Genomic DNA, 21536 nt, shown 5'->3' on the forward strand with positions numbered 1-21536 from the left:
GGTCACTTCCCGACCAGCTGCGTCAGCTTCTCCGCCTCGAAGCTCTCGTCGCGCGCCGCGTCGCAGGGCACGCAGTCCTTGGTGCCCGGCTGCGACGACAGCTTCTCGATGGCCTGCCACAGCAGCGCGATCTGGTGTTCCTGGCTCGCGGCACTGTCGATCAGCCCGCGCATCGCCAGGCTCAGCGGGTCGTCGTCCTGCGTGATGCCGTAGGCGGAGAACTTCTGCGGCGCGGCCACATCGGCGCTCTCGCCGGCCTTCGACGGGATGATGCGTGCGGGAATGCCCACCGCAGTCGCCCCTGCGGGCACCGGCTTGATGACCACCGCGTTGCTGCCGATCTTCGCGCCGTCGCCGACGACGAAACCGCCCAGCACCTTGGCCCCCGCGCTCACCACCACGTTGCGCCCCAGCGTCGGATGCCGCTTGGTGCCCTTGTAGAGCGAGGTGCCGCCCAGCGTCACGCCCTGGTAGATGGTGCAGCCGTCGCCGATCTCGGCGGTCTCGCCCACCACCACGCCCATCGCATGGTCGAAGAACACCCGTTCGCCGATCTTGGCGGCCGGATGGATCTCGATGCCCGTGAGCCCGCGCGCCACGTGCGCGATGAAGCGGGCCGGCCACTTGAAACCGTGCGTCCAACAGGCATGCGCCCAGCGGTGCAGCACCACGGCATGGAAGCCGGGATAGACCGTGATCACTTCCCAGGCGCTGCGCGCGGCCGGGTCGCGTTCGAGGATGCACCGGATGTCGGCGCGCAGTCGAGAGAACATCGCTGCCTTTTGTCGTTATATCGATATGGGGACGGCAGTCTAAAGCCCGGGTTCTTCGCGTACGAACGATGGGGGTTTTAGCCGTTGCGGGGCGTCCGGGCCGCATCGGCCATCGCTTTGGCGATGCCGCGCAGGATGTGGATTTCTTCCGGCGTGGGCTGGGCGCGGTTGAAAAGCTGCTGCAGCCGCGGCATCAGCTTCTTGGGCGCCGCCGGGTCCAGAAAGCCGATCTCCACCAGCGAACGCTCCCAGTGGTCGAGCATGCCGGCCACGGCCTTGGCATCGGCCGCCTCGATGGGCGCCGTGGCATCGCGCACCTCGTAGCCGCCCAGGGCAAGCCGCCATTCGTAGGCCACCACCTGGATCGCGGCCCCGAGGTTGAGCGAGCCGAACTTCGGATCGGTCGGAATGCTCAGCGCCACGTTGCAGCGGTAGACATCCTCGTTGCGCATGCCGAAGCGCTCGGAGCCGAACAGGAAGGCCACGTGCTGCTCCCCCTGCTTCGCGAGCGGCTCCAGGTGCTCCCGGGGCGTACGGGTGGGCGGTCCGAAGTCGCGCGGGATCATGGCGGTGGCGCACAGGTGGGTGACGCCGTCGAGCGCATCGTCGAGCGTCTCGACGATGCGGGCGTTGGTCAGGACGTCGAGGGCGCCGCTCGCGCGCTGGATGGTTTCCTCGCGCCGCAGCACGTTGGCCCATCGGGGCGCGACCAGCACCAGGTCGTCGAAACCCATGGTTTTCATGGCGCGGGCGGCGGCGCCCACATTGCCGGCGTGGCTGGTCTGGATCAGGATGAAGCGGGTGCGCATGGCGGGTTGGGAGACACTAACGGGCGGAGCCGGTAAAATGCCTGATTCTCGCCGCCCGCATCGCCGGACCGCAGGGTCGCCTCTAGGGGACCTACCCCACCGTTCTTCTCACAATCCAGAATGTCGTCCCCCAACCTGCATCCCATGCTCAATGTGGCCGTCAAGGCCGCACGCGCCGCCGGCGCCATCATCAACCGCGCCGCCCTCGACGTCGAGGCCGTGCGCATCTCGCAAAAGCAGGTCAACGACTTCGTCACCGAAGTCGACCACGCCAGCGAGCAGGTCATCATCGAAACGCTGCTTGGCGCGTATCCGGGGCACGGCATCCTGGCCGAGGAATCGGGCACCCAGCATGGCGCCCAGGATTCCGAGTACGTCTGGATCATCGATCCGCTCGACGGCACCACCAACTTCATCCACGGCTTCCCGGTCTACTGCGTGTCCATCGCGCTGTCGGTGCGCGGCAAGATCGAGCAGGCGGTCATCTACGACCCGAGCCGCAACGACCTGTTCACCGCCACCAAGGGCCGTGGCGCCTACATGAACGAGCGCCGCATCCGCGTGTCCAAGCGCACCCGGCTCAGCGAATGCCTGGTGTCCACGGGCTTTCCGTTCCGCAGCGGCGACAACTTCAAGCAGTACCTGGCCATCATGGCCGACATGATGCCCCGCATGGCGGGCCTGCGCCGCCCCGGCGCCGCGGCGCTCGACCTGGCCTACGTGGCGGCCGGCTTCACCGACGGCTTCTTCGAGACCGGCCTGAACCCCTGGGACGTGGCCGCGGGTTCGCTGCTGGTCACCGAAGCCGGCGGCCTGATCGGCAACTTCACGGGCGAGCCCGACTTCCTGGAACAGCGCGAATGCCTGGCCGGCGCACCGCGCATCTACGGCCAATTGGTGCCGCTGCTCGCCAAATACTCCAAGTTCGCGGGCATCGACGACAAGATGCGCGCCAGCGACCGCGTGCGCGCCGTGTCGGCCGCCGCGCGGCCCGGTGCCGACGAATCGGTCGACCTCTACGCCCGCAGCACCGTCACCGACCTGACGGCCGCGCCGCTCGACGGCGAGGCGCCCGCTCCCGCCGCCGCACCGGCCGCGCCCGTGCAGCGCAAGCTCACGCGCGTGCGCCGCGACGCGCCTGCAGGCGGCTCCTCCGAAGGCGACGCTTCCGCCAAGTGATGCAGGGGCCAGGTGCCGCCCTCCGGTTCCGTGCGGCGCTGCGCATTGCGCTGAGCCAGTACGTCGCCAGCGGCCTCACGGTCGCGCTCGGCCTGCTCGTCATCTCGGCCGGCGTGCACCTGTGGCTCGGCGCCATCGCGGCCTCCACAGCCGCGGTGGGCGTGATCGTCACGGCCCCGCCCGACCTGCCCGGCCCGCGCCGCGGCAAGTTCTTCCAGATGCTGCCGGCTCCGCTGATCGGGCTGCCGCTGTTCTTCCTGGTGCAGCTGCTGCACGCCGCGCCCATTCGCCTGGGCCTGGTGCTGGTGCCCGCCACCTTCGTCGCCTTCCTGGCCATGGCATGGGGCAAGCGGGGCATTCCCATCGCCATCGCGGTGATGTTCTCGATGATCTTCTCGATGGCCACGCCCGCACCCAGCGGCATGGCCGAGGCGCTCGAGCGCACCTGGCACTTCGGGCTGGGCGCCGGGCTCTACGTGATCTGGGCCACGCTCGCCAACCATGCGCTGAATTCGCGCTTCCGCGTGCAGTCGGTCTCGGACGTGCTGTATTCGCTGGCCGCGCTGATGCGCACCGAGGCCAGCCAGTTCACGCCGCGCGACGACACCAGCGACATCCGCGAAACCCCCGCGCCCCTGCTGGGCCGGCTGCTGCGCGAACAGGCCGCGCTGGCCGACCAGCTGCAGGCCACGCGCGACATCGTGCTCGAATCGCCGCGCACGCCGCGCCGTCAGCGGCTCGCCGCCATGCTGGTGATCGTGCTCGAGATGCGCGACCAGCTGCTCGCGAGCGAGCTCGACCTGGACGCGCTCAAGAGCCATCCCGCGCATGCCCAGGCCCTCATCGAGATGCGCCGGGTGCTCGAGGAACTGGCCGACGACACCACCGCGCTCGGCGACGCGCTGCTGATGGGCCGCGAGCCCGAAGTGGTGGCCGACCGGCGGCCGCGGCTCGCGTCGATCCATCTGCCGGGCGAGGACCATGCGCCGAGCCACGGCCTGCCGGGCCCGAACGCCGCCATGCTCGCGCGCGGCCTGGCCAGCCGCATCGGCCACATCAACGACGAGGTGCTGCGCCTGTCGGCCATGGCGCGCGGCGATGCCGAGCCCAACCTTGCGGTGGTGCGCGCCAACTGGCAGATGTTCGTGAGCCCGACCGACTGGTCGCTGCGGCCCTTTCTCACGCTGTGGCGCTGGGACGCGCCGCCGCTGCGCCACGCCATTCGCGCGGCACTGGCCATTGCGGCCGGCTACGCCATTGCGGTGTCGCTGCCCTGGGGTTCGCACGACTACTGGATCCTGCTGACCATCGTGGTGGTGCTGCGCGGCAGCCTTTCGCAGACGCTGGAGCGGCGCAACAGCCGCGTCGCCGGTACGCTGCTGGGCAGCGTGCTCGCGGTGGGCCTGCTCTCGGCGCATCCGTCGCCGCTCGCGCTGCTGGTCATCCTCACGGTGGCGCAGGCCATCGCCCACAGCTTTGCGGTGCGGCGCTACCTGATCACGGCGGTGGCGGCCACGGTGCTGGGCCTGGTGCAGGCGCACATGCTCAACACCGGCGCCGCGCCCATCTTCGCGCTGTTCGAGCGCATTGCCGACACGCTGATCGGCGCCGCGCTGGCCTGGGGCTTCTGCTATGTGCTGCCCTCGTGGGAGCGCGGGCAGATTCCGGCGCTGGTGGCGCGCACGCTCACCGCGCAGGCGCGCCATGCACGGCTGGCGCTCGGCCTGGGCCAGCTGCAGGCCATCGACAGCAGCCCCGAGCTCGAATGGCGGCTCGCGCGCCGCGAGGCCTACGACAGCCTCTCGGCCCTGGTGCAGGCGACGCAGCGCTCGCTGTCGGAGCCGCGCGCGGTGCAGCCGCCACTGGAGCCGCTCGAACACCTGCAGGCGCACAGCTACCAGTTGCTGGCGCAGCTCAGCGCCGTCAAGTCGATGCTCGTGCTGCGGCGCGACCGGCTCACGGCCGCCGAGATCGAAGGCCCGCTCGCGCGCACCGCGCAGCGCATCGAGGCCGCCATCGGCAGCGCGCCGACCACCGGCCCCTCGCTGCCCGAAAGCACCGGCTCCACCACCGTGGGCGGCCCGATTCCCCTGCCCGACCCGTTCGACAACGACATCAGCCCCTGGCTGCTGCGCCGGCTCGATCTGGCCACGGCACTTTCGACGCAGCTGCGCGACGACGCGGCGCGCATTCTTCAACACCTGGACGAGACAACAGACGCAGCAACGACCCCCGCCTGATGACCCAAGAGATACTTGCCCACCCCTGGTTCGGCACCTGGATTGCCGTTCTCGTCGCCGTCCCGCTCGCTCTTCTGGTCCACCGCATCGGCGGTCTCGTGCTGAAACGGATCACCCGCCCCGCGCCCGCGGTGCACGCGATGGTGATCAACTGCAACGCACCGGCGCGGCTGGTACTGCCGCTGTTGGCGCTGCTGCTCATCTTCCAGGCGGCACCCGAGGACCTGCGCTTTCTCGGCAGCGTGCGGCATTTCAACGGCCTGCTGCTGATTGCCGCGACCACCTGGCTCGCGGTGAGGGCCATCAGCGGCTTTGCCGACGGCGTGCTCGCGCAGCATCCGTCCGACATCGCCGACAACCTGCAGGCGCGCCGCGTGCTCACGCAGACGCGCGTGCTTGCGCGCACGGCCATGTCGGTGGTTCTGGTGGCCGGCGGCGCGATGATGCTCATGACCTTTCCGGGCGCGCGCCAGGTCGGCGCCAGCCTGCTGGCCTCCGCCGGCGTGATCGGCATCGTGGCCGGCCTGGCCGCCAAGCCGGTGTTCAGCAACCTGATTGCCGGGCTGCAGATTGCGCTGGCCCAGCCGATCCGCATCGACGACGTGCTGGTGGTCGAAGGCGAATGGGGCCGCGTCGAGGAGATCACGGGCACCTTCGTGGTGCTCAAGATCTGGGACGACCGGCGCCTGATCCTGCCGCTCAGCTACTTCATCGAGAAGCCGTTCCAGAACTGGACGCGCCATTCGGCGCAGCTGCTCGGCTCGGTCTTCATCTACGTGGACTACGGCATGCCGCTGGCGCCGCTGCGCGAAGCGGCCGAGCGCATCGTGAAGGCGGCGCCCGAATGGGACGGCCGCTTCTTCAACATGCGCGTCACCGATGCGACCGAGCGCAGCATGCAGGTTCGGGTGCTGTGCACCGCCGCCACCTCGGGCCTGGCCTTCGACCTGCGCTGCACCGTGCGCGAAGGCCTCCTCGACTTCATGCAGCGCGAGTACCCGCAGTTCCTGCCGAAGATGCGCATCGAGGCCGATCCGCTCCCGGGCGCGGCGGCGGCCTGAAGCGGCGCACCGCCGCACGTCATCCGGGCACGGCGCCCGCCGGCACCGCCACCGCGCGCGCCGGAATCGGCACCGACATGACGATCGATGTGCGCGTCTCCCCCAGGTGGTTGATGCTGCTCACGAAGGCCTCGAGATGTTCGATGTCCCGGGCGACCACCTTCAGCACATAGGAGTCCTGCCCGGTGACGTGAAAGCACTCGAGCACCTCGCGCCGGCCATCGAGCAGCTTCAGCAGCCGGGCCTTGTCGGGCTGCGCGGTCGTGATGCCGATCAGCGCCGTCACCGTATAGCCCGCCTTGCGCGGCGGAACCACCGCGCGGTAGCCCTCGATCACGCCGGCCTCCTCGAGCCGCTTCACGCGCTCCGAGGTCGAGGGCACGGACAAGCCCACCTGCCGCGCCAGCGCCGTCAGCGAGGTGCGCGCGTCCTGCTGGAGCGCGTCGAGGATTTGCCAGTTCTTGGAGTCGATTTCCATGAATCTAAGGTGCAGTTGGGAATTTCACTTCCGATTTCAGGCTGGGCAGGCTGCACGCCTGAATTTCGCCATTCTCGCTATCTAGCCTGCGCCGAACAATTGCAGGCATGGACTTTTCTCTTTTCCTCAAGGCCCTGGTCATCGGGCTGTCGATCGCCGCACCCGTGGGCCCCATCGGGCTGCTCTGCATCCAGCGCACGCTCGCGCACGGCCGTGCCATCGGTTTTCTCAGCGGCCTCGGGGCCGCGCTGGCGGATGCGTGCTACGGCGCGATCGGCGCGTTTGGCGTGTCGGCGGTCATCTCGTCGATGGTGGCGGCGCGCGTGCCGCTGGCGATCGGCGGCGCGGCCTTCCTGGCGTGGATGGGTGTGCAGCTGCTGCGCGCACCGGCCGCCACCCAGGCCCGCACCGCTCAGGACGCCGCCACGCCGCTCAAAGCCGTGCTGTCGGTGTTCATGCTCACCCTCGCGAACCCGATGACGATCCTGTCCTTCGTCGCGGTGTTCGCGTCGATCGGCACCGGGCATGCGAGCGGCAGCAGCAGCGCTGCCGTGACGATGGTGACGGGCGTTTTCCTCGGGTCGGCCATGTGGTGGCTGGGCCTCTCTACCGTGGTGTCGATGGTGCGGCACAAGCTCGGTGCGCGGGTGCTCCAGTCCATCAACCGGCTGTCGGGCGTGCTGTTGCTGGGCTTTGCCGTGTTTCAGCTCTCGGCGCAGCTGTCGCGCTGATCCACATGCCGGCGCCGCCGCAGCGGCGGGCGCTGGAGGTTCGTGAAGGCCCGCAGCAGCCACTCCGCCGGGCCGTAGGCGAAGCGCTGCATCCACCAGTGGCTCAGCGCCAGGTTGCCCGCGAAGATCGCGAACGCGACCGCGAATGTCGCCAGCGGCCCGACCGTTCCGATCCAGCGCAGCCCGTAGGCCAGAAAGATCCACGCGCAAGCCGCCGATTGCAGCAGGTAGTTCGACAGCGCCATGCGCCCCGCCGGCGCCAGCAGCCGCGCCAGCCACCGGCCGCGAGCGCTCTGGAACACGAGCAGCATGCCGGCCGCATACGCGGCCGACAGGAACGGCGCCGTCAGCAGCGTGAGCGCGAGGGCCTGGATGTCGCGCACCGGATCGCTCAGCCGCAAGGTCGGCCAGGCGTAGGCCAGCGCACCCGGCAGGCCGATGGCAAGGCCCCACCAGAACACGCGCCACCACAGTGTGCGATGCGCTTCGGCATGTGCGAGGAGCCCGCGCTTGCCGGCGATGAAGCCCGCCAGGAACATGGCCAGCGCCTCCGGCGCCTGCACCAGCGCCGTGATCCACCAGGTCTGCGAGAGGTCGCGCAGATGCTGCACCACCACCATGGCGGGCGTGGCGCGGTAGGCGGCCAGCGCCGCGGCGGCTTCGCCGTAGGCCGCCTGCGCCGCCATCTGCATGTCCGCGTGCGTGTACATCTGGCCGACCGCGGCCCACAGCAATGAAGTGAGCAGCACCAGCACGATGGCCGTGCACGCCAGGAACACATCGCTGCGCCGCCGCAGCACGAGCAGCACGGCGCCCAGCACGGCATACGCGGTGAGGATGTCGCCGTAGTAGAGCAGCACGGCATGCGCCACGCCGAGGGCCCACAGCCCGACATGCCGCCGCACCATGCGCGGCACGAAGGGCTTGCCGTCGCGCTCGGCCGCGCGCATCTGCAGCGTGAAGCTGTAGCCGAACAGGAACGAGAACAGCAGATAGAACTTGCTCTCGAACACAAGGGCCCGCACGAACGAAGCGCCGCGGTCGGCCGGCGAGACGGCCATCGGATCGGGAATGCCCAGGCCGTAATAGGTTGACGCGAAGCTCGCGATGTTGACCACCAGGATGCCCAGCAGCGCAAAGCCGCGCAGCGCATCGACCATCTGCTGGCGTTCGCTCGGGGCGGTGTTCATGCGGGTTTCCTGACGCCGGCACTGCCCCGGTTGCCGCCCGCCGCAGCCGCGACGATGCCGCGGATCGCTTCGACCAGCAGCCGTGCGCCCTCGCCCGCTTCGCCGCCGCGCCGCACGGTAAAGCCCACCGGCCCCTCGGTGCCCGAGGTGTCGATGGCCACGCGCTTCAACGCGCCCTGTGCAATCAAGCCCTCGACGGCGCCCTGCGGCGCGAACCACACCGCATCGCAGCGCTGCAGCAGCCCGACCACGAAGCTGGTGTCCGTGGCCTCCACCAGCCGGCTGGGCAGCGCCATGCCCTGCGCGATCAGGAAGGCATCGGCCGTGTGCCGGATCAGGGTGCCCGAGACGGGCAGCACCAGCGGATGGGCGGCCAGGGCGTCGAGCCTGGGCTTGCGCCGCGCCGCGAGCGGATGGCCCGGGCGCACCACCAGCAGCAGCGGTTCGCTGTAGAGCTGTTCGAACGCCAGGTCGGCCATCGCCGAAGCCTGCGCGAGCCGGCCGAGCACGAGATCGATCTCGCCCTGGCGCAGCTGCGTCATCAGCTGCGCGTTGGTGCCGCTCACCACGCGCACGCGCAGCGCCGGATGCGATGCATACAGCTGCGCGACGGCCTCGGGCAACAGGTTGGCCGCCATGTTGGGCAGCGCGCCCACGGCCACGCGCAGCTGGTCGGCTTCGGGCTGGTCCATGGCCAGGCCCATGCCTTCGCGCAACCCGCGCAGCGCGGAGACGGCATGGCGCACCAGCACCTCGGCCGCCGGCGTGAGCTCGACGCCGCGGCGGCGGCGCAGCAGCAGCTGGCGCCCGACGATCTCCTCGAGCTCGGCAATGGTCTTGGACACCGCGGGCTGGGTGAGCGACAGAGCCTTGCCCGCGCGCACGAGGTTGCGCTCCTGCGCCACCATCACGAGGCATTGCAGGTGGCGCAGCTTGAGGCGCGCAAAGTTGTTCATGGCTGACATGGGAGGCTTCACTGTGAGGCGGCCATCCAAATATAACCAGCTGGAATAGCTGGCAGAAGAGCTTTCAGTTGTGCGGGCCGCCTCTGCCTCCTAGAGTGCCGGCTGTACGGAGACAAGCAAACACATGACCACCGGTTTCTCGAAGAAGAACGCCCCGGGCGCATCGCGCTGCCTGGCCCTGGCCACAGCGGCTGCCTGCGCGGCGCTTTGCCTTGCGCTCGGCAGCCCGGCCGCGCATGCCGACGCGGCCTACCCCGCCAAGCCGGTGAAATTCATCACCAACTTCCCGGCCGGCGGTCCGCTCGACATTCTCGGCCGCGCGCTGGGCGACGTGTTGCAGAAAGAGTTCAAGCAGCCCTTCGTGGTCGACAACCGGCCCGGCGCCGGCGGCAACATCGGCGCCGACCTCGTGGCCAAGAGCCCGGCCGACGGCTACACGGTGCTGCTGAGCATCGACAGCACCTTCACCATCAATCCGCACCTGTATGCGTCGATGCCCTTCGCGGCAAACGCCCTGAAGCCGCTGATGATCTTCAGCTCGTCGGGCCTGAGCTTCGGCGTCGGGCCCGCCGTGAAGGCGAAGACGCTGCCGGAATTCATCGCGCAGGCCAAGGCTGAGCCCGCCACCTTCAGCTCGGCCGGCAACGGCAGCCCGGGGCATCTTGCGGCCGGCATCTTCTCGACCGCGACCGGCGCCAAGATCACCCACGTGCCCTACAAGGGCAACGCGCCGGCCGTGATGGCGCTGCTGGGCGGCGAGGTGCAGGCCGGCATCCTCGCCACGCCGGGCCTGCTGCCGCAGGTGCAGGCCGGCAAGCTGCGCGCGCTGGCCGTAACCGGCCGCCAGCGCTCGCCGCTGCTGCCCGAGGTGCCCACGGTGGGCGAACTCGGCCTGAAGGACCTGGAATTCGAGGTGCTCTACCTCGCGATGGTGCCGGCCGCCACGCCCGAGCCCGTGATGCAGGTGCTGCGCCAGTCGCTGCAGAAGGCGCTGGCGCTGCCGGAGGTCAAGGCGCGCCTGGCCTCGCTCGACATGGTGGCGCTCGGCGAGACCGGCGCCGCCGCGGCCGAGCGCCTGGCGGGCAGCCAGGCGCGCTACGGCCGCATCGTCAAGGCGACCGGGATGAAGGTGGACTGATGCCGCCCGCGCCGCGGCGCCCGCGATCGGCCTTGGGCAGCACGGCCTTTTGCACCATGCGCTCGGCCTGTGCCTGCAGGCGGCGCAGGGATTCGTCGAGGCGCGTGGCGTCCTCCTCGCCCAGGGCCCCCATCAACTCGGCGTTGATCTTCGTGACCAGCGGAAAAAGCTCGCCGTACAGCGCCTGCCCGCTCTCGGTCAGGCCCAGCAGCACCTGCCGCCGGTCGCCCGCGCGGGCCACGCGCGAGACCAGCTGTTTTTCGACCAGCGAGCCGACCGCCTTCGAGGTGCGGGCGCGGTCGAGCTGGGCATGCTCGGCCAGTTGGGAGGAGCCCAGTTCACCGCGGCTCGCGAGCACCGCGATCAGCCGCCATTCGCGCCGCGTGATGCCGAAGCGGCCCTCGCACAGCCGGATCACCATGCCGCCCGCCACCCCGACCAGCCGCGAAAGCCGGTACAGCAGCAGGTCGTCCAGCGAACGGCGCGGCGCGGTCATTGGGGGTTAGTCCGGGGGATGGTTGATTAGATCAATCGAATGTAGCGTCTCTAAAGTCCTTCGGGATCCACAAAACCAATCCCAGAAGATCCCGGAGACACCGCCCCATGCCCATCACGCCTCTTCTTTCTTCCAGCTTCGACCGCCGCCGCGCACTCGCCGCGCTGGGCGGACTCGCCCTGGCGCCGCTCGCCCTCGATGCGCGGGCGCAGGCCTTCAGGCCCGGCCAGCCGGTCAAGGTGCTGATCGGCGTGCCCGCCGGCGGCACGCAGGACGTGCTGACGCGCGCCATCGCGCAGCAGGTGCGCGAGACGCTGGGTCCGCTCATCATCGACAACCGCGCGGGTGCGGCGGGCCGGATTGCGGCGGAAACCGTCAAGACCGCCGCGCCGGACGGCCACACCCTGCTGCTGGGCACGGCCAGCATGATGACCATGTTCCCGAGCGCGTACCGCAGCCTCTCGTACGACCCCATCAAGGATTTCGTGCCGATCATCAACGCGGCGCGCTTCGAGCTGGCCCTCACCGTGCACAAGGACGTGCCTGCCAACACGCTGGCCGAGTTCATCGCCTGGGCCAAGGCGCAGGGCGACAAGCTGAGCTTCGGCTCCTATGGCGCGGGCACGCCTTCGCACTTTCTCGGCGAGATGCTCAACCGCGCGGCCGGACTGAAGATGGTGCACGTGCCCTACCGCGGCTCCACGCCCGCGCGGCAGGACCTGATGGGCGGCACCGTGCCTGTCTACTTCGACACCGTCGGCGGTGCGCAGCAGATGCTGTCCACGGGCCGCGCGAAGGTGCTGGCCACCAGCGGCGAGAAGCGCTCGCCGCTCATGCCCAACCTGCCCTGCTTCGTCGAGGCCGGCTACAAGGACGTGGTGGCCACCGCGTGGTTTGCCTACTATGCGCCGCTCAAGACGCCGCAGCCCGTCATCGACACGCTGCGCGCCGAATTCACCCGGGCCGTCAATGCGCGCGAGGTGCGCCAGCTGCTGCTGCAGAACGGCATGTACCCGGTCGGCGACGGCAGCGAGGCGCTGTTCAAGACCATGCGCGAGGACACCGCGCGCTGGGCGGGCATCATGAAGGCCGTGAACTTCCAGGCCACCGACTGAACAACCGAACGAACGACCGAACCGAGGAGGAACCCCCACATGCCGAAGACCATCCCCATCACCCGCCGCCTTGCCGCGCTGCTTGCCGCGGCCGGCTTCATGGCGTCCATCGCCGCCCTGCCCGCCAGCGCGGGCGCCCAGGCGCTCGACAGCCCGCTGCGCATCGTCGTCGGCTACGCGCCCGGCGGCGCCACCGACCGCGTGGCGCGCATCGTCGGCGACAAGCTTGGCGCCAAACTGGGCGTGCCGGTCATCGTCGACAACAAGCCCGGCGCGGGCGGCCGCCTTGCCGCGCAGCAGGTCAAGCTCACACCCGCCGGCCAGAACGTGCTGATGCTCGCCAACCCGGCCGTGATGGTGGTGGCGCCGCTCGTCTTCAAGGACAACAACTACGACGCCGAGCGCGACTTCGTGCCCGTGTCGCACGTCAACACCTACAACTTCGCGCTGTCGGTGTCGCCCACGCTGCCGGTGCGCGAGCTCAACCACCTGCTGGCGTGGATGCGCGCCAATCCCAGCCAGGCCAACGTGGGCGTGCCGGCCACCGGCAGCCTGCCGCACTTCTTCGGCCTGATGGTGGGCGAGAAGGCCAAGGTGCAGACGCAGGTGATCGGCTACCGCGGCTCGGCTCCGCTGCTGAACGACCTGATCGGGGGCCAGGTGCCCATCTCGGTCGACACCGAGGACGTGGTGCTGCCGCTGCACGACACCGGCAAGCTGCGCATCCTCGCGCTCTCGGGCGAAAAGCGTTCGCCCTTCGCGCCGAAGATCCCGACCTTCAAGGAGGCCGGGCTCGACCTTGCCGCCACCGGCTGGAACACCTTCTTCGCGCCCGCGAGCATGCCCAAGGCCAAGGTCGAGCGCCTGGCCAGCACCATCCACGAAGTCATGCAGGATGCCGACACGCAGCGCAAGTTCAAGGATGCCGGCATGACGCCGGTGGTGAGCACACAGGCACAGACCGCCGCGATGCTCAAGGCCTACAAGGCGCAATGGGCCCCCGTCGTCCAGAAATCCGGCTACCAACCTTAGAACACCCCCAGTCTTCGCGCACTTCGTGTCGCTTCGCCAACCCCCTTGCAGGGGGCAACACCAGCGGCCCGGCAAAGCCGGTTCCGCGGTGTTTCACGAAAAGACTTTCTGATCTCTCAAAGCAGCGAACTGTTCATGACCAGACCCAACATCATCTTCATCGTGGCCGACGACCTCGGCTATGCCGACCTCGGCTGCTACGGCGGCCGCGATGCCGCATTCGGCCCCGTGTCGCCCGTGCTCGACGGCCTGGCGGCCAATGGGCTGAAGCTCACGCAGGGCTATTCGAACTCGCCCGTGTGCTCGCCCACGCGCTTCGCGATGATCACCGCGCGCTACCAGTACCGCCTGCGCGGCGCGGCCGAGGAGCCCATCAACAGCAAGAGCCGCGGCAGCACCACGCTCGGCCTGCCGACCGAGCACCCCACGCTGCCTTCGCTGCTGAAGGCCGGCGGCTACCAGACCGCGCTCATCGGCAAGTGGCACCTGGGCTACCCGCCCACCTTCGGGCCGCTGCGCTCGGGCTACGACGAGTTCTTCGGGCCGATGTCGGGCGGCGTCGACTACTTCACGCACTGCGACTCCACCGGCCGCCACGACCTGTGGTTCGGCGAGGAAGACAGAAAGGAAGAGGGCTACCTCACCGACATCCTCTCCAGGCGCGCCGTCGACTACGTGGAGCGCATGTCGAAGCAGGACGCGCCCTTCTTCCTGAGCCTGCACTACACCGCGCCGCACTGGCCCTGGGAAACGCGCGACGACGCCGGGAAGGCGCCGCTCGTGAAAGACAACCTGTTCGACCTGGCCGGCGGCAACATCCATGTGTACCGCCGCATGATCCACCACATGGACGAAGGCATCGGCTGGATCATGGCCGCGCTCGAGAAGCACGGCATGGCCGACAACACGCTGGTGGTGTTCACCAGCGACAACGGCGGCGAGCGCTTTTCGGACAACTGGCCGCTGGTCGGCGGCAAGATGGACCTGACCGAAGGCGGCATCCGCGTGCCATGGATCGCGCACTGGCCCGCGGTGATTGCCAAGGGCGGCGAGAGCCGGCAACTGTGCATGACCATGGACTGGTCCGCCACCATGCTCGACGCGGCCGGCGTCAAGGCCGATGCGGACTACCCGCTCGATGGCGTGTCGCTGATGCCGGTGCTGAAGGACGCGAAGCACAGTTTCCGCCGCCCGCTGCACTGGCGCATGAACCATCGCGGCCAGCAGGCCATGCGCGATGGCGACTGGAAGTACCTGAAGGTGGACGGCAACGAATACCTGTTCAACATTCCGGCCGACGAGCGCGAGCGGGCGAACCTGGGCAAGAAGGAGCCTGGGCGGCTCGCGGCCATGCGGGAAGACTGGCTGGCCTGGAATGCCACGATGCCCGCGATTCCGGAGGATGCGACGGTGAGCCTGGGCTACTCGGTCAAGGACATGCCGCAGCGCTGAACCCAGGCGAAGGAACGAGCGGCTCCGCCGCCTCGTCCCTTCGCCAATCCTTCACCTGTTCACGCCAAGCTCGAACCTGCGAGCGGAAGCGGCCAGCTCGGAGGCGCCGGCCATCGCCAAGGGGTCTGCCGCGGAGGCAGCGCCCGCCTCCAGCGAGCACCACGCGGCTGCGGGTTTGTCCGCTTCGAGCGAGCACCACGCGGCCGCGGGTTTGTCCGCCTCGAGCGAACACCATGCCGCTGCGGGTTTGCCTGCCTCAAGCGAACACCATGCCGCTGCGGGTTTGCCCGCCTCGAGCGAGCACCATGCCGCCGCGTCCTTGCCCGGCTCGTGCCGGGCTGCGGCCGCCGGCTCGCCGAATTCCTCGGCGGTCAGGCGCTGCATCTCCAGAAAGGCCGCTTGCAGCGCCTTGGCGTCTTCCTCGCCGCGCAGGCCGAGGTACGGAAAATGGTGCAGGAAGTAGCCGAAAGCGGTTTCGCAATCCGCGGCGTACTTTCTCGTGTCGAGGATGTGCATGTGCCAGAAGCGGTCGACGTCCTGCTCGGGAGCGAGCGTCAGGTCGGGGTGCTTGGCGTGCAGTATCAAGTAGCGCTTGTAGGCCACCTCCATCTGGTCCGCGTAGCCTGCCGACCAGCCGTAGCCATCCTCTTTGCGGCAAGCCTTGAACTTGATCGGCGTGAGGTCGATCGCCTCGATGGCGGCGATCGTCTGCTCCAGTGTCTTGCGCTGGGTGGAATGGATCATGAATGCTCCTGTGAAGGTTGGGGAAGGTCCGAGCGAACGTGCCCGGCGACGATTGCTTCAAAAGTTCGGCCGTCAGGCGGCCTCCGATGGAGCAAACTGGTTGCGCAGGTGACGCGCCATGAAGTTGCGTGCCTCGTCGGCAGGAACGGGCTTGCACAGCCAATAGCCCTGTGCCTCGTCGCAACCGTGGCTGCGCAGGTAATCGAGCTGGGCCGTGGTCTCGATGCCTTCGGCGACCACCTTCATCCGCAACCCGTGGGCCAGCGTGATGATGCCGTCGATGAGCGCCCGCGCGTCGGCGTCCTGCGAAAGGTCGTTGATGAAGGAGCGGTCGATCTTGACCGTCGACAGCGGGAAGTGCTTCAAGTAGGAGAGCGAGGAATAGCCCGTTCCGAAATCGTCGATGGCGAGGCCGACGCCCATGTCCCGGATCGTCCGGAGCAATTTCGCCGCACGCTCGGGATTCGCCATCACCGCGCCTTCGGTGATTTCCAGCTCCAGCAGCGACGGCTCCAGGCCCGAGGCTTCCAGGACGGCCTGTATGTCAGCGATGAGCGTGCGGCTTCCGAATTGGCGCGGCGACAAATTGACGCTCATCAGCACCTTTGGCAAACCGGATTTCTGCCACGATCGCGCATCGGCGCAAGCCCTCTCCAGCGCCCATTTGCCCAAGGACACGATCAAGCCGAGCTCTTCGGCGATCGGAATGAACTGCACCGGCGGAATCATGCCCAGGACAGGGTGGTGCCAGCGCATCAGCGCCTCGACGCCGACGATGTGCTGGGTCTGCAGATTCATCTTCGGCTGGTAGTGCATTTCGAGCTCGCCACGTTCCAAGGCATGGCGCAGTGCGCTTTCGAGCATCAGCTGTTCGGTATTCTGTGCATTCATCTTCGCGGCGTAGAACCGGAAGGTGTTGCGGCCTCTTTCCTTGGCCCGATACATCGCGGTGTCGGCGTTCTTCAGGAGTGCTTCTGCGTCGCCGCCGTTGTCCGGGTAGATGCTCACGCCGACGCTGGCGCTGACGTGCAGTTCGCGTCCGGCGAGGAAGAAAGGCTCGGCGCAGCAGGCCAGCACTTTTTCGGCGAGCCCCGCGGCATCGTTCGCGCTGGACAGGTTCTCCAGCAGCAGCACGAACTCATCGCCACCGAAGCGCGCCACGATATCGGTCTCGCGCAGCAGCGCCGTGAGGCGCTCGCCGCAGATCTTGATCATCTCGTCGCCCACGCCGTGGCCCAGCGTGTCGTTGATGTGCTTGAAGCGATCCAGGTCGACGAATATCACCGCGAACTGCTTCTGATGGCGGTTGCTGCGCTTGATGGCGCGAGCAAGCTCGTGTTGCAGCGCGGCGCGGTTGAACAGGCCGGTCAGTCCGTCGTGGCTGGCCATGAAACGAAGGCTTCTCTCAGCCAGCTTGCGCTGCTTGTACTGGGCGATCTGCAAGGCGATCACACGCAGCGACTCCTGCGTCTCGGCGTCGACGGCGTACGGGTTGGAACCAAGGAGCTCCAGCGCCGTGATCGAATCGGTAACGGCCATCGGCACGACGACGCCGACGGCCAGCCCGGCCTCGCGGGCCATCGCATCGCGCGCGAAATGGCCCGGAGCCGCCAACAGGTTGATCTGCACGATGCCGCCGGTTTTCCAGGCGCGGCCCAGCGAGCCTTCGTCGGCCTGGTATTCGAACGACCGGCTGTCGGAAGCGAATTGCCGCACCGCCGGGGGAATGTGCTCGGCATGCCAGGCGGCGGCACAGCGAACCACGCCGTCCTCGCCAACGCTCCACAACGCGCCGCAGTCCCAGCGCAGGTCGGTGCATACGGCTTCCAGCGCCTGCGAGATCACCGTCTCGGCCCTGCCATCGCCGGCAAGCAGACGAGCGATCCTGTATTCGAGCCCCTGGCGCAATGCATCCTTGCGCGGCCGGGTGGCGTCGCGCACGGTACCGCGCACCATCGTCTTTCCGTCTTCTTCGGCCGACTGTGCGATGACGTGGAGCCAGCGTTCGGTGCCATCGGGCAGGCACAGGCGATGCTCGAATTCGCTGCGTTCCGTGGACCCGGAGGCCAGCGCGAGCTGCTGTTCGACCGCGGGGCGTTCTGCGGCCGGAACACGCAGGAGCAGCGTGGGCAGGTCGGGCTGCAAAGGGCCCGTCTCGAAGCCCAGGATGCGCAAAGCTTCGTCGGAGCATTGCAGGGTTCCGGTTTCGGGATCGAGGATCCAGCTGCCCAGGCTTGCCAGGTGCTGCGCTTCCTCCAGCTGCCGTTCGCTGGTGCGCAGGTGGCGGGTCATCTCGTTCGCCAGGATCTGGGCTCGGCTGCGTGCGGTGGTCAGCGAAAAGACGATGCCGGCAAGCAGCATGCTGGTGGCCAGGCCGCCGAAGACGATGAACCATGGAATGGCCTTGTCGAGCGGACCGAAGACCTGGTTTTCGTCTTGAGCGACTTCCACAAGCCAGGAGTGGCCGCCCAGCTCGAAGCCGAGCATGCGTTCGAGGCTGCGCGCCGGTGCCGCAGCGGGCTTGGCCAAGGCCGCGCTGTCGAACAGCAGTTGCCGCTCGCTGAATGAGGTCGCCGCGACAAACCTGGTCTCGACGCGTGTCCCGATCGCCCCACGGCCCGGCCCGGCATCGATCAAGCGCAGCCGGAACGTCCTGCTGGCATCGGCCCCCACCACGTCGCTCAGCATCCCTGCGACGCTGAAGCCCGAGCCGACCGAACCGATATAGGCGTTGCGCCGCTGCTCGAGCGTATCGAGCGGCTGCCGTGGCCGGTAGACCGGCAGCCGCATCGCCAATCCGATGTCGGACTCGCGGCCCGCGATGCGGACCTTGCGGCCGGACGTGACGAGGCCGCCGGTGTCGCGCCCCTGCTCGAGCGCATCTCCCCTGTCGGGCATCGCGCCCAGGTCATTGCCGAGCAGCCTCTCGTTGCCGGCCTGCGGTTCGATGTAGACCAGCGGGTAGTAGGTGTCCCGCTCACCGGGTGGCTTGATGGCGAAGCGGGAGGCCACGCCAGCGTCGAGGCTGGCATCACCGCGGACCTGTTCCTCGAAGGCCTGCTTGTCGTTGGCCGCAACGCGGGGCGCATAGGTGACGGCCTGGAAACCGGGGTAGGCTCTCGCCAGGTTCAGCCCCGCGACATAGTCCCTGAAATCGCTTCGGGTCACGGTCTCGGAAGTGTTGAATCGCGCACGCAGGCCGATCAGGACGGCAATGTAGTCGTCGAAGCGGGCTTCGACCTTGCGCGCCAGGTCGAGGGCGGTTGCGTCGAAGCGCGCTTGGGCACTGCGCCCGATCTCCTGGCGGGCGGAAGCGCCCAGGACGATCGACAGCGCCGTGCCAGCCGCGAAAATCACCAGCGGCAAGCGAATCCTGATCCAGACGGACGATGACATCGGATTTGATCCTGTCCTCGACGCAGGCCGGTTGGTTCCGTGTGCAGCAGCGCGGCACGGCAGAGAACGCAACAGGTTGTATCGTTGGCGCAATATATAGGGCCGGTGCAAGAACGTCACGCGATTTGTCTCGGCAGCCAGGCAAAGCCGTGCCTGGCGCGCCGCGACCGCATCGGTGTTGCTGGAAGTCTGCAACCGGGCCGCGAGAGGGGGCCTGATTCCGAAGACATCAACATGTAACACTAAGGTTGCAGGACAATCCCGGGCAGCAAAAAACTACAGCCCGAGATCGCCATGACCCTGGACGAACTGTTTACCGACAGCCACTTGCTTCCCACGGTGCCCAAGGTGGTGTTCGATCTCATCGAGCTCCTGCGCAACGAGGACGCCGCGGTTTCCGTGGTGGCACGCAAGATCGAGCTCGACCAGGTGCTGACAGCCCGCGTGCTGCGCATGGCGAATTCGCCGTACTTCGGGCTGCGCCGCAAGATCCTCTCGATCCAGGACGCGATCCAGCTGCTGGGCTTCTCCTCGATCCGCTCCCTGGTGGTGAGCTCCGGCCTCACGGGCACCTTCCGCAAGGTCGAGGGCGTGCACCTGCCGGCCTTCTGGTCGCACAGCCTGCGCGTGGCCGCCGTGGCCCGCTACCTCGCGGGCAAGACGCGCCGCGTGGACCAGAGCCTGGCCTTCACGGTCGGCAGCATGCACGCCATCGGCCACCTGATCATGGCCGGCGCCATGAAGCAGCCGATGGCCGAACTCAACGCCGTGCATCCCTTCGACCGCATGGGACGGCTCGAAGTGGAGCGGCAGAAGTTCGGCTTCCATTACGGCCAGGTCGGCGCGCGGCTGGCGGCCCGCTGGGAATTCGCACCCGAGTTCGTCAGCGCCCTCTCCTCCTTCGCCAACCCGATGGAGGCCGAACACGTCGATCCGCTCGCCAGCGTGCTGCACCTGGCGGTCTGGCGCGTCGCCCTGGAGCGCGAAGGGCTCCGCATCGGCGACGCGCAACACGTATGGCCAGCCCAGCCTGCCGACGCGATCGGCCTCTCCGAGGACGTGATGCAGGACATGCCGGCACCGCGCGAACTGGCGTCCGACCTGGAATCGATGATCGCCTGATCACCGGACGGGCGCCGCCCGCCCGTTTGCCGGGGCCTCGGCCCCACTGCCTTACCCGCCCATGGATGCGCCGCAGTGATGCGAAAGGCAGAGCTGTTTGACTTTTTTAGATATATCGAAAATAATTTAGATATACCTCAAGAGGACATCGATATGCGGCACTTCCATTTCGGCCACCACCACCATCACCACTGCCACTCTCCGCGCGGCGAACACGAAGACGGTCTCTCGGGCGGCCGCGGACGCCACGGCGGCGACGAGCGCATGCACGGAGGCCGCGGCGGACGCGGCGGCAGCCGGGTGTTCGGCCATGGCGGGCTGCGCTTCGTGCTGCTGCAACTCATCGCCGACAAGCCTGCCCACGGCTACGAACTCATCAAGGCCATCGAGGACCGCCTGGGCGGCAGCTACGCGCCGAGCCCCGGCGTGGTCTACCCCACCCTTACGCTGCTCGAGGAGATGGGCTACCTGAGCGTGGAAACGGCCGACACCGGCGGGCGCAAGCGCTACAGCATCACCGCGAGCGGCCGGGAATTCCTGGCCGCCAACCGCGACACGGCCGACGCCATGATGGCCCGCATGAACGGCGGCGTCGACGGCGCCGGCCCGCGCGGCGGCCGCCCGCCACAGGTCACGCGCGCCATCGAGAACCTGAAGCTCGCGATGCGCATGCGCCTCTCTGGCGCCCCCCTCACCGAACAACAAGCCCACGATTTCGCCGCGGTGCTCGACAGCGCCGCTCAACAGCTAGAGCGCATCTGAACTTCTTTCTTTGAAATGACCGACTTCACAACCACTTCTGCCTCCATCACGCCCGACCGCACGCCGCGCCGCGTGCGCCACGAGCTTCGCTTTCGCCGGCTCGCGGTCCAGACCGTGCAGCGCCTGACGCCGCACCTGATTCGCATCACGCTCGCGGGCGACGACCTCGAAGGCTTCGCGAGCCCGGGCTTCGACGACCACGCAAAGATCTTTTTCCCCGACGCGGCCGGCCAGCTCGCGCTCCCGACCATGGGGCCGGACGGCCCGGTGTGGCCCGCGGGCGGCCGGCCCGCCATGCGCGACTACACGCCGCGCCGCCACGACGCCCGCGCCAACACGCTGGAACTCGACTTCGCGCTGCACGAGGCCGGCCCCGCCACGCAATGGGCCGAGCGGGCCAGGCCCGGCGACGTGCTCGGCGTGGGCGGCCCGCGCGGCTCGTTCATCGTGCCGACGGCGTTCGACTGGCACCTGCTGATCGGCGACGACACCGCCCTGCCCGCCATTGCGCGGCGCCTGGCCGAGCTGCCGGCCGGTGCACGCGTGGTGGTGCTGGCCGAGGTCGACAGCGAGGCCGACCAGGTTCCGTTCGAAACGCAGGCGGAGCTCACATTGAAGTGGGTGCACCGCAACGGCGCGGAACCGGGCCTGAGCCCGGTGCTGCTCGATACGCTCAAGGCCATGGAACTGCCGGCCGGCGACTTCCACGCCTGGGTGGGCTGCGAATCGGCGATTGCGAAGGCGCTGCGCGCGCATCTCGTGGGCGAACGCGGCGCCAACCCCAAGTGGACGCGCGCCTCCGGCTACTGGCGGCGCGGCGCGGCGGCCACGCACGATACGCACGACGAGTGAC

General features: G+C 68.5%; 19 protein-coding genes. 11 read left to right on the forward strand and 8 right to left on the reverse strand.

Going from position 1 to position 21536, the window contains the following annotated elements:
• Positions 1-2 precede the first annotated feature (2 nt).
• Together cysE and IB278_RS12400 are read right to left on the reverse strand one after the other, a co-directional pair.
• Positions 3-773 (reverse strand): serine O-acetyltransferase, encoded by a 771-nt coding sequence (gene cysE / locus IB278_RS12395; protein WP_145746224.1) that lies wholly within the window; start codon positions 771-773, stop codon positions 3-5.
• 77 nt (positions 774-850) lie between these two features.
• Positions 851-1582, reverse strand: a complete 732-nt coding sequence (locus IB278_RS12400; RefSeq protein WP_145746223.1) for an RNA methyltransferase — start codon at positions 1580-1582, stop codon at positions 851-853.
• Between the two features lie 120 nt (positions 1583-1702).
• On the opposite strand from IB278_RS12400, the gene IB278_RS12405 reads away from it, so the two are divergent.
• From IB278_RS12405 to IB278_RS12415, 3 genes are read left to right on the forward strand one after another with little or no spacing between them, the layout of a single operon-like run.
• Positions 1703-2761 carry an inositol monophosphatase family protein gene (locus IB278_RS12405; RefSeq protein ID WP_192323565.1) on the forward strand — a complete coding sequence of 353 codons (1059 nt, stop codon included), beginning with the start codon at positions 1703-1705 and terminating at the stop codon, positions 2759-2761.
• On the forward strand, positions 2761-5001 hold the full coding sequence (locus tag IB278_RS12410; protein WP_192323566.1) for an FUSC family protein: 2241 nt from the start codon (positions 2761-2763) through the stop codon (positions 4999-5001). The genes IB278_RS12405 and IB278_RS12410 overlap by 1 nt, the downstream gene beginning before the upstream one ends.
• Positions 5001-6062: a mechanosensitive ion channel family protein gene (locus IB278_RS12415; protein ID WP_145746220.1), complete on the forward strand. Its 1062-nt coding sequence runs from the start codon at positions 5001-5003 to the stop codon at positions 6060-6062. The genes IB278_RS12410 and IB278_RS12415 overlap by 1 nt, the downstream gene beginning before the upstream one ends.
• Before the next feature lie 19 nt (positions 6063-6081).
• On the opposite strand, the gene IB278_RS12420 is transcribed toward IB278_RS12415, so the two are convergent.
• Positions 6082-6540, reverse strand: coding sequence for an Lrp/AsnC family transcriptional regulator (locus tag IB278_RS12420; RefSeq protein WP_012748664.1), 459 nt, complete (start codon positions 6538-6540; stop codon positions 6082-6084).
• A gap of 107 nt (positions 6541-6647) precedes the next feature.
• On the opposite strand from IB278_RS12420, the gene IB278_RS12425 reads away from it, so the two are divergent.
• The gene (locus IB278_RS12425; protein ID WP_145746219.1) at positions 6648-7271 is read left to right on the forward strand and encodes a LysE/ArgO family amino acid transporter; all 624 of its coding nucleotides are present in this window, start codon (positions 6648-6650) and stop codon (positions 7269-7271) included.
• On the opposite strand, the gene IB278_RS12430 is transcribed toward IB278_RS12425, so the two are convergent.
• Both IB278_RS12430 and IB278_RS12435 read right to left on the reverse strand, forming a co-directional pair.
• The gene (locus IB278_RS12430; RefSeq protein ID WP_192323567.1) at positions 7244-8461 is read right to left on the reverse strand and encodes a DUF418 domain-containing protein; all 1218 of its coding nucleotides are present in this window, start codon (positions 8459-8461) and stop codon (positions 7244-7246) included. The two genes, IB278_RS12425 and IB278_RS12430, sit on opposite strands and share 28 nt — an antisense overlap.
• Positions 8458-9426 carry a LysR substrate-binding domain-containing protein gene (locus IB278_RS12435; RefSeq protein ID WP_145746217.1) on the reverse strand — a complete coding sequence of 323 codons (969 nt, stop codon included), beginning with the start codon at positions 9424-9426 and terminating at the stop codon, positions 8458-8460. The genes IB278_RS12430 and IB278_RS12435 overlap by 4 nt, the downstream gene beginning before the upstream one ends.
• A gap of 124 nt (positions 9427-9550) precedes the next feature.
• Between IB278_RS12435 and IB278_RS12440 the strand changes: the two genes are divergently transcribed.
• Positions 9551-10564 carry a tripartite tricarboxylate transporter substrate binding protein gene (locus IB278_RS12440; protein WP_145746216.1) on the forward strand — a complete coding sequence of 338 codons (1014 nt, stop codon included), beginning with the start codon at positions 9551-9553 and terminating at the stop codon, positions 10562-10564.
• Here the strand turns inward: IB278_RS12440 and IB278_RS12445 are convergent.
• Positions 10536-11060: a MarR family winged helix-turn-helix transcriptional regulator gene (locus IB278_RS12445; protein ID WP_145746215.1), complete on the reverse strand. Its 525-nt coding sequence runs from the start codon at positions 11058-11060 to the stop codon at positions 10536-10538. The two genes, IB278_RS12440 and IB278_RS12445, sit on opposite strands and share 29 nt — an antisense overlap.
• 107 nt (positions 11061-11167) lie before the next feature.
• Between IB278_RS12445 and IB278_RS12450 the strand changes: the two genes are divergently transcribed.
• From IB278_RS12450 to IB278_RS12460, 3 genes are all read left to right on the forward strand, one after another.
• Positions 11168-12175 carry a Bug family tripartite tricarboxylate transporter substrate binding protein gene (locus IB278_RS12450; RefSeq protein ID WP_192323568.1) on the forward strand — a complete coding sequence of 336 codons (1008 nt, stop codon included), beginning with the start codon at positions 11168-11170 and terminating at the stop codon, positions 12173-12175.
• A gap of 39 nt (positions 12176-12214) precedes the next feature.
• Positions 12215-13207 (forward strand): Bug family tripartite tricarboxylate transporter substrate binding protein, encoded by a 993-nt coding sequence (locus tag IB278_RS12455; RefSeq protein WP_145746213.1) that lies wholly within the window; start codon positions 12215-12217, stop codon positions 13205-13207.
• 135 nt (positions 13208-13342) lie between these two features.
• Positions 13343-14659 (forward strand): sulfatase, encoded by a 1317-nt coding sequence (locus tag IB278_RS12460; RefSeq protein WP_145746212.1) that lies wholly within the window; start codon positions 13343-13345, stop codon positions 14657-14659.
• 51 nt (positions 14660-14710) lie between these two features.
• Here the strand turns inward: IB278_RS12460 and IB278_RS12465 are convergent, their stop codons facing one another.
• Positions 14711-15403, reverse strand: a complete 693-nt coding sequence (locus IB278_RS12465; protein ID WP_145746211.1) for a glycine-rich domain-containing protein — start codon at positions 15401-15403, stop codon at positions 14711-14713.
• Between the two features lie 72 nt (positions 15404-15475).
• Positions 15476-18799, reverse strand: a complete 3324-nt coding sequence (locus tag IB278_RS12470; protein WP_145746210.1) for an EAL domain-containing protein — start codon at positions 18797-18799, stop codon at positions 15476-15478.
• Positions 18800-19093: 294 nt separating this feature from the next.
• Between IB278_RS12470 and IB278_RS12475 the strand changes: the two genes are divergently transcribed.
• The 3 genes from IB278_RS12475 (at position 19094) to IB278_RS12485 (ending at position 21535) form a co-directional block, all read left to right on the forward strand.
• On the forward strand, positions 19094-19921 hold the full coding sequence (locus IB278_RS12475) for an HDOD domain-containing protein (protein WP_145746209.1): 828 nt from the start codon (positions 19094-19096) through the stop codon (positions 19919-19921).
• 153 nt (positions 19922-20074) lie between these two features.
• The gene (locus IB278_RS12480; RefSeq protein ID WP_192323569.1) at positions 20075-20683 is read left to right on the forward strand and encodes a PadR family transcriptional regulator; all 609 of its coding nucleotides are present in this window, start codon (positions 20075-20077) and stop codon (positions 20681-20683) included.
• 15 nt (positions 20684-20698) lie between these two features.
• Positions 20699-21535, forward strand: a complete 837-nt coding sequence (locus IB278_RS12485; RefSeq protein WP_145746207.1) for a siderophore-interacting protein — start codon at positions 20699-20701, stop codon at positions 21533-21535.
• Position 21536 lies beyond the last annotated feature (1 nt).

This window comes from Variovorax sp. VRV01 (genome assembly GCF_014852545.1).
GTDB classification, from domain to species: Bacteria; Pseudomonadota; Gammaproteobacteria; order Burkholderiales; family Burkholderiaceae_C; genus Variovorax; species Variovorax beijingensis_A.

Bases quoted from the DNA above. Each gene is read 5' to 3' on its own strand.
- cysE (WP_145746224.1), bottom strand. From the start codon at position 773: ATGTTCTCTCGACTGCGCGCCGACATCCGGTGCATCCTCGAACGCGAC.
- IB278_RS12400 (WP_145746223.1), bottom strand. From the start codon at position 1,582: ATGCGCACCCGCTTCATCCTGATCCAGACCAGCCACGCCGGCAATGTG.
- IB278_RS12405 (WP_192323565.1), top strand. From the start codon at position 1,703: ATGTCGTCCCCCAACCTGCATCCCATGCTCAATGTGGCCGTCAAGGCC.
- IB278_RS12410 (WP_192323566.1), top strand. From the start codon at position 2,761: ATGCAGGGGCCAGGTGCCGCCCTCCGGTTCCGTGCGGCGCTGCGCATT.
- IB278_RS12415 (WP_145746220.1), top strand. From the start codon at position 5,001: ATGACCCAAGAGATACTTGCCCACCCCTGGTTCGGCACCTGGATTGCC.
- IB278_RS12420 (WP_012748664.1), bottom strand. From the start codon at position 6,540: ATGGAAATCGACTCCAAGAACTGGCAAATCCTCGACGCGCTCCAGCAG.
- IB278_RS12425 (WP_145746219.1), top strand. From the start codon at position 6,648: ATGGACTTTTCTCTTTTCCTCAAGGCCCTGGTCATCGGGCTGTCGATC.
- IB278_RS12430 (WP_192323567.1), bottom strand. From the start codon at position 8,461: ATGAACACCGCCCCGAGCGAACGCCAGCAGATGGTCGATGCGCTGCGC.
- IB278_RS12435 (WP_145746217.1), bottom strand. From the start codon at position 9,426: ATGTCAGCCATGAACAACTTTGCGCGCCTCAAGCTGCGCCACCTGCAA.
- IB278_RS12440 (WP_145746216.1), top strand. From the start codon at position 9,551: ATGACCACCGGTTTCTCGAAGAAGAACGCCCCGGGCGCATCGCGCTGC.
- IB278_RS12445 (WP_145746215.1), bottom strand. From the start codon at position 11,060: ATGACCGCGCCGCGCCGTTCGCTGGACGACCTGCTGCTGTACCGGCTT.
- IB278_RS12450 (WP_192323568.1), top strand. From the start codon at position 11,168: ATGCCCATCACGCCTCTTCTTTCTTCCAGCTTCGACCGCCGCCGCGCA.
- IB278_RS12455 (WP_145746213.1), top strand. From the start codon at position 12,215: ATGCCGAAGACCATCCCCATCACCCGCCGCCTTGCCGCGCTGCTTGCC.
- IB278_RS12460 (WP_145746212.1), top strand. From the start codon at position 13,343: ATGACCAGACCCAACATCATCTTCATCGTGGCCGACGACCTCGGCTAT.
- IB278_RS12465 (WP_145746211.1), bottom strand. From the start codon at position 15,403: ATGATCCATTCCACCCAGCGCAAGACACTGGAGCAGACGATCGCCGCC.
- IB278_RS12470 (WP_145746210.1), bottom strand. From the start codon at position 18,799: ATGTCATCGTCCGTCTGGATCAGGATTCGCTTGCCGCTGGTGATTTTC.
- IB278_RS12475 (WP_145746209.1), top strand. From the start codon at position 19,094: ATGACCCTGGACGAACTGTTTACCGACAGCCACTTGCTTCCCACGGTG.
- IB278_RS12480 (WP_192323569.1), top strand. From the start codon at position 20,075: ATGCGGCACTTCCATTTCGGCCACCACCACCATCACCACTGCCACTCT.
- IB278_RS12485 (WP_145746207.1), top strand. From the start codon at position 20,699: ATGACCGACTTCACAACCACTTCTGCCTCCATCACGCCCGACCGCACG.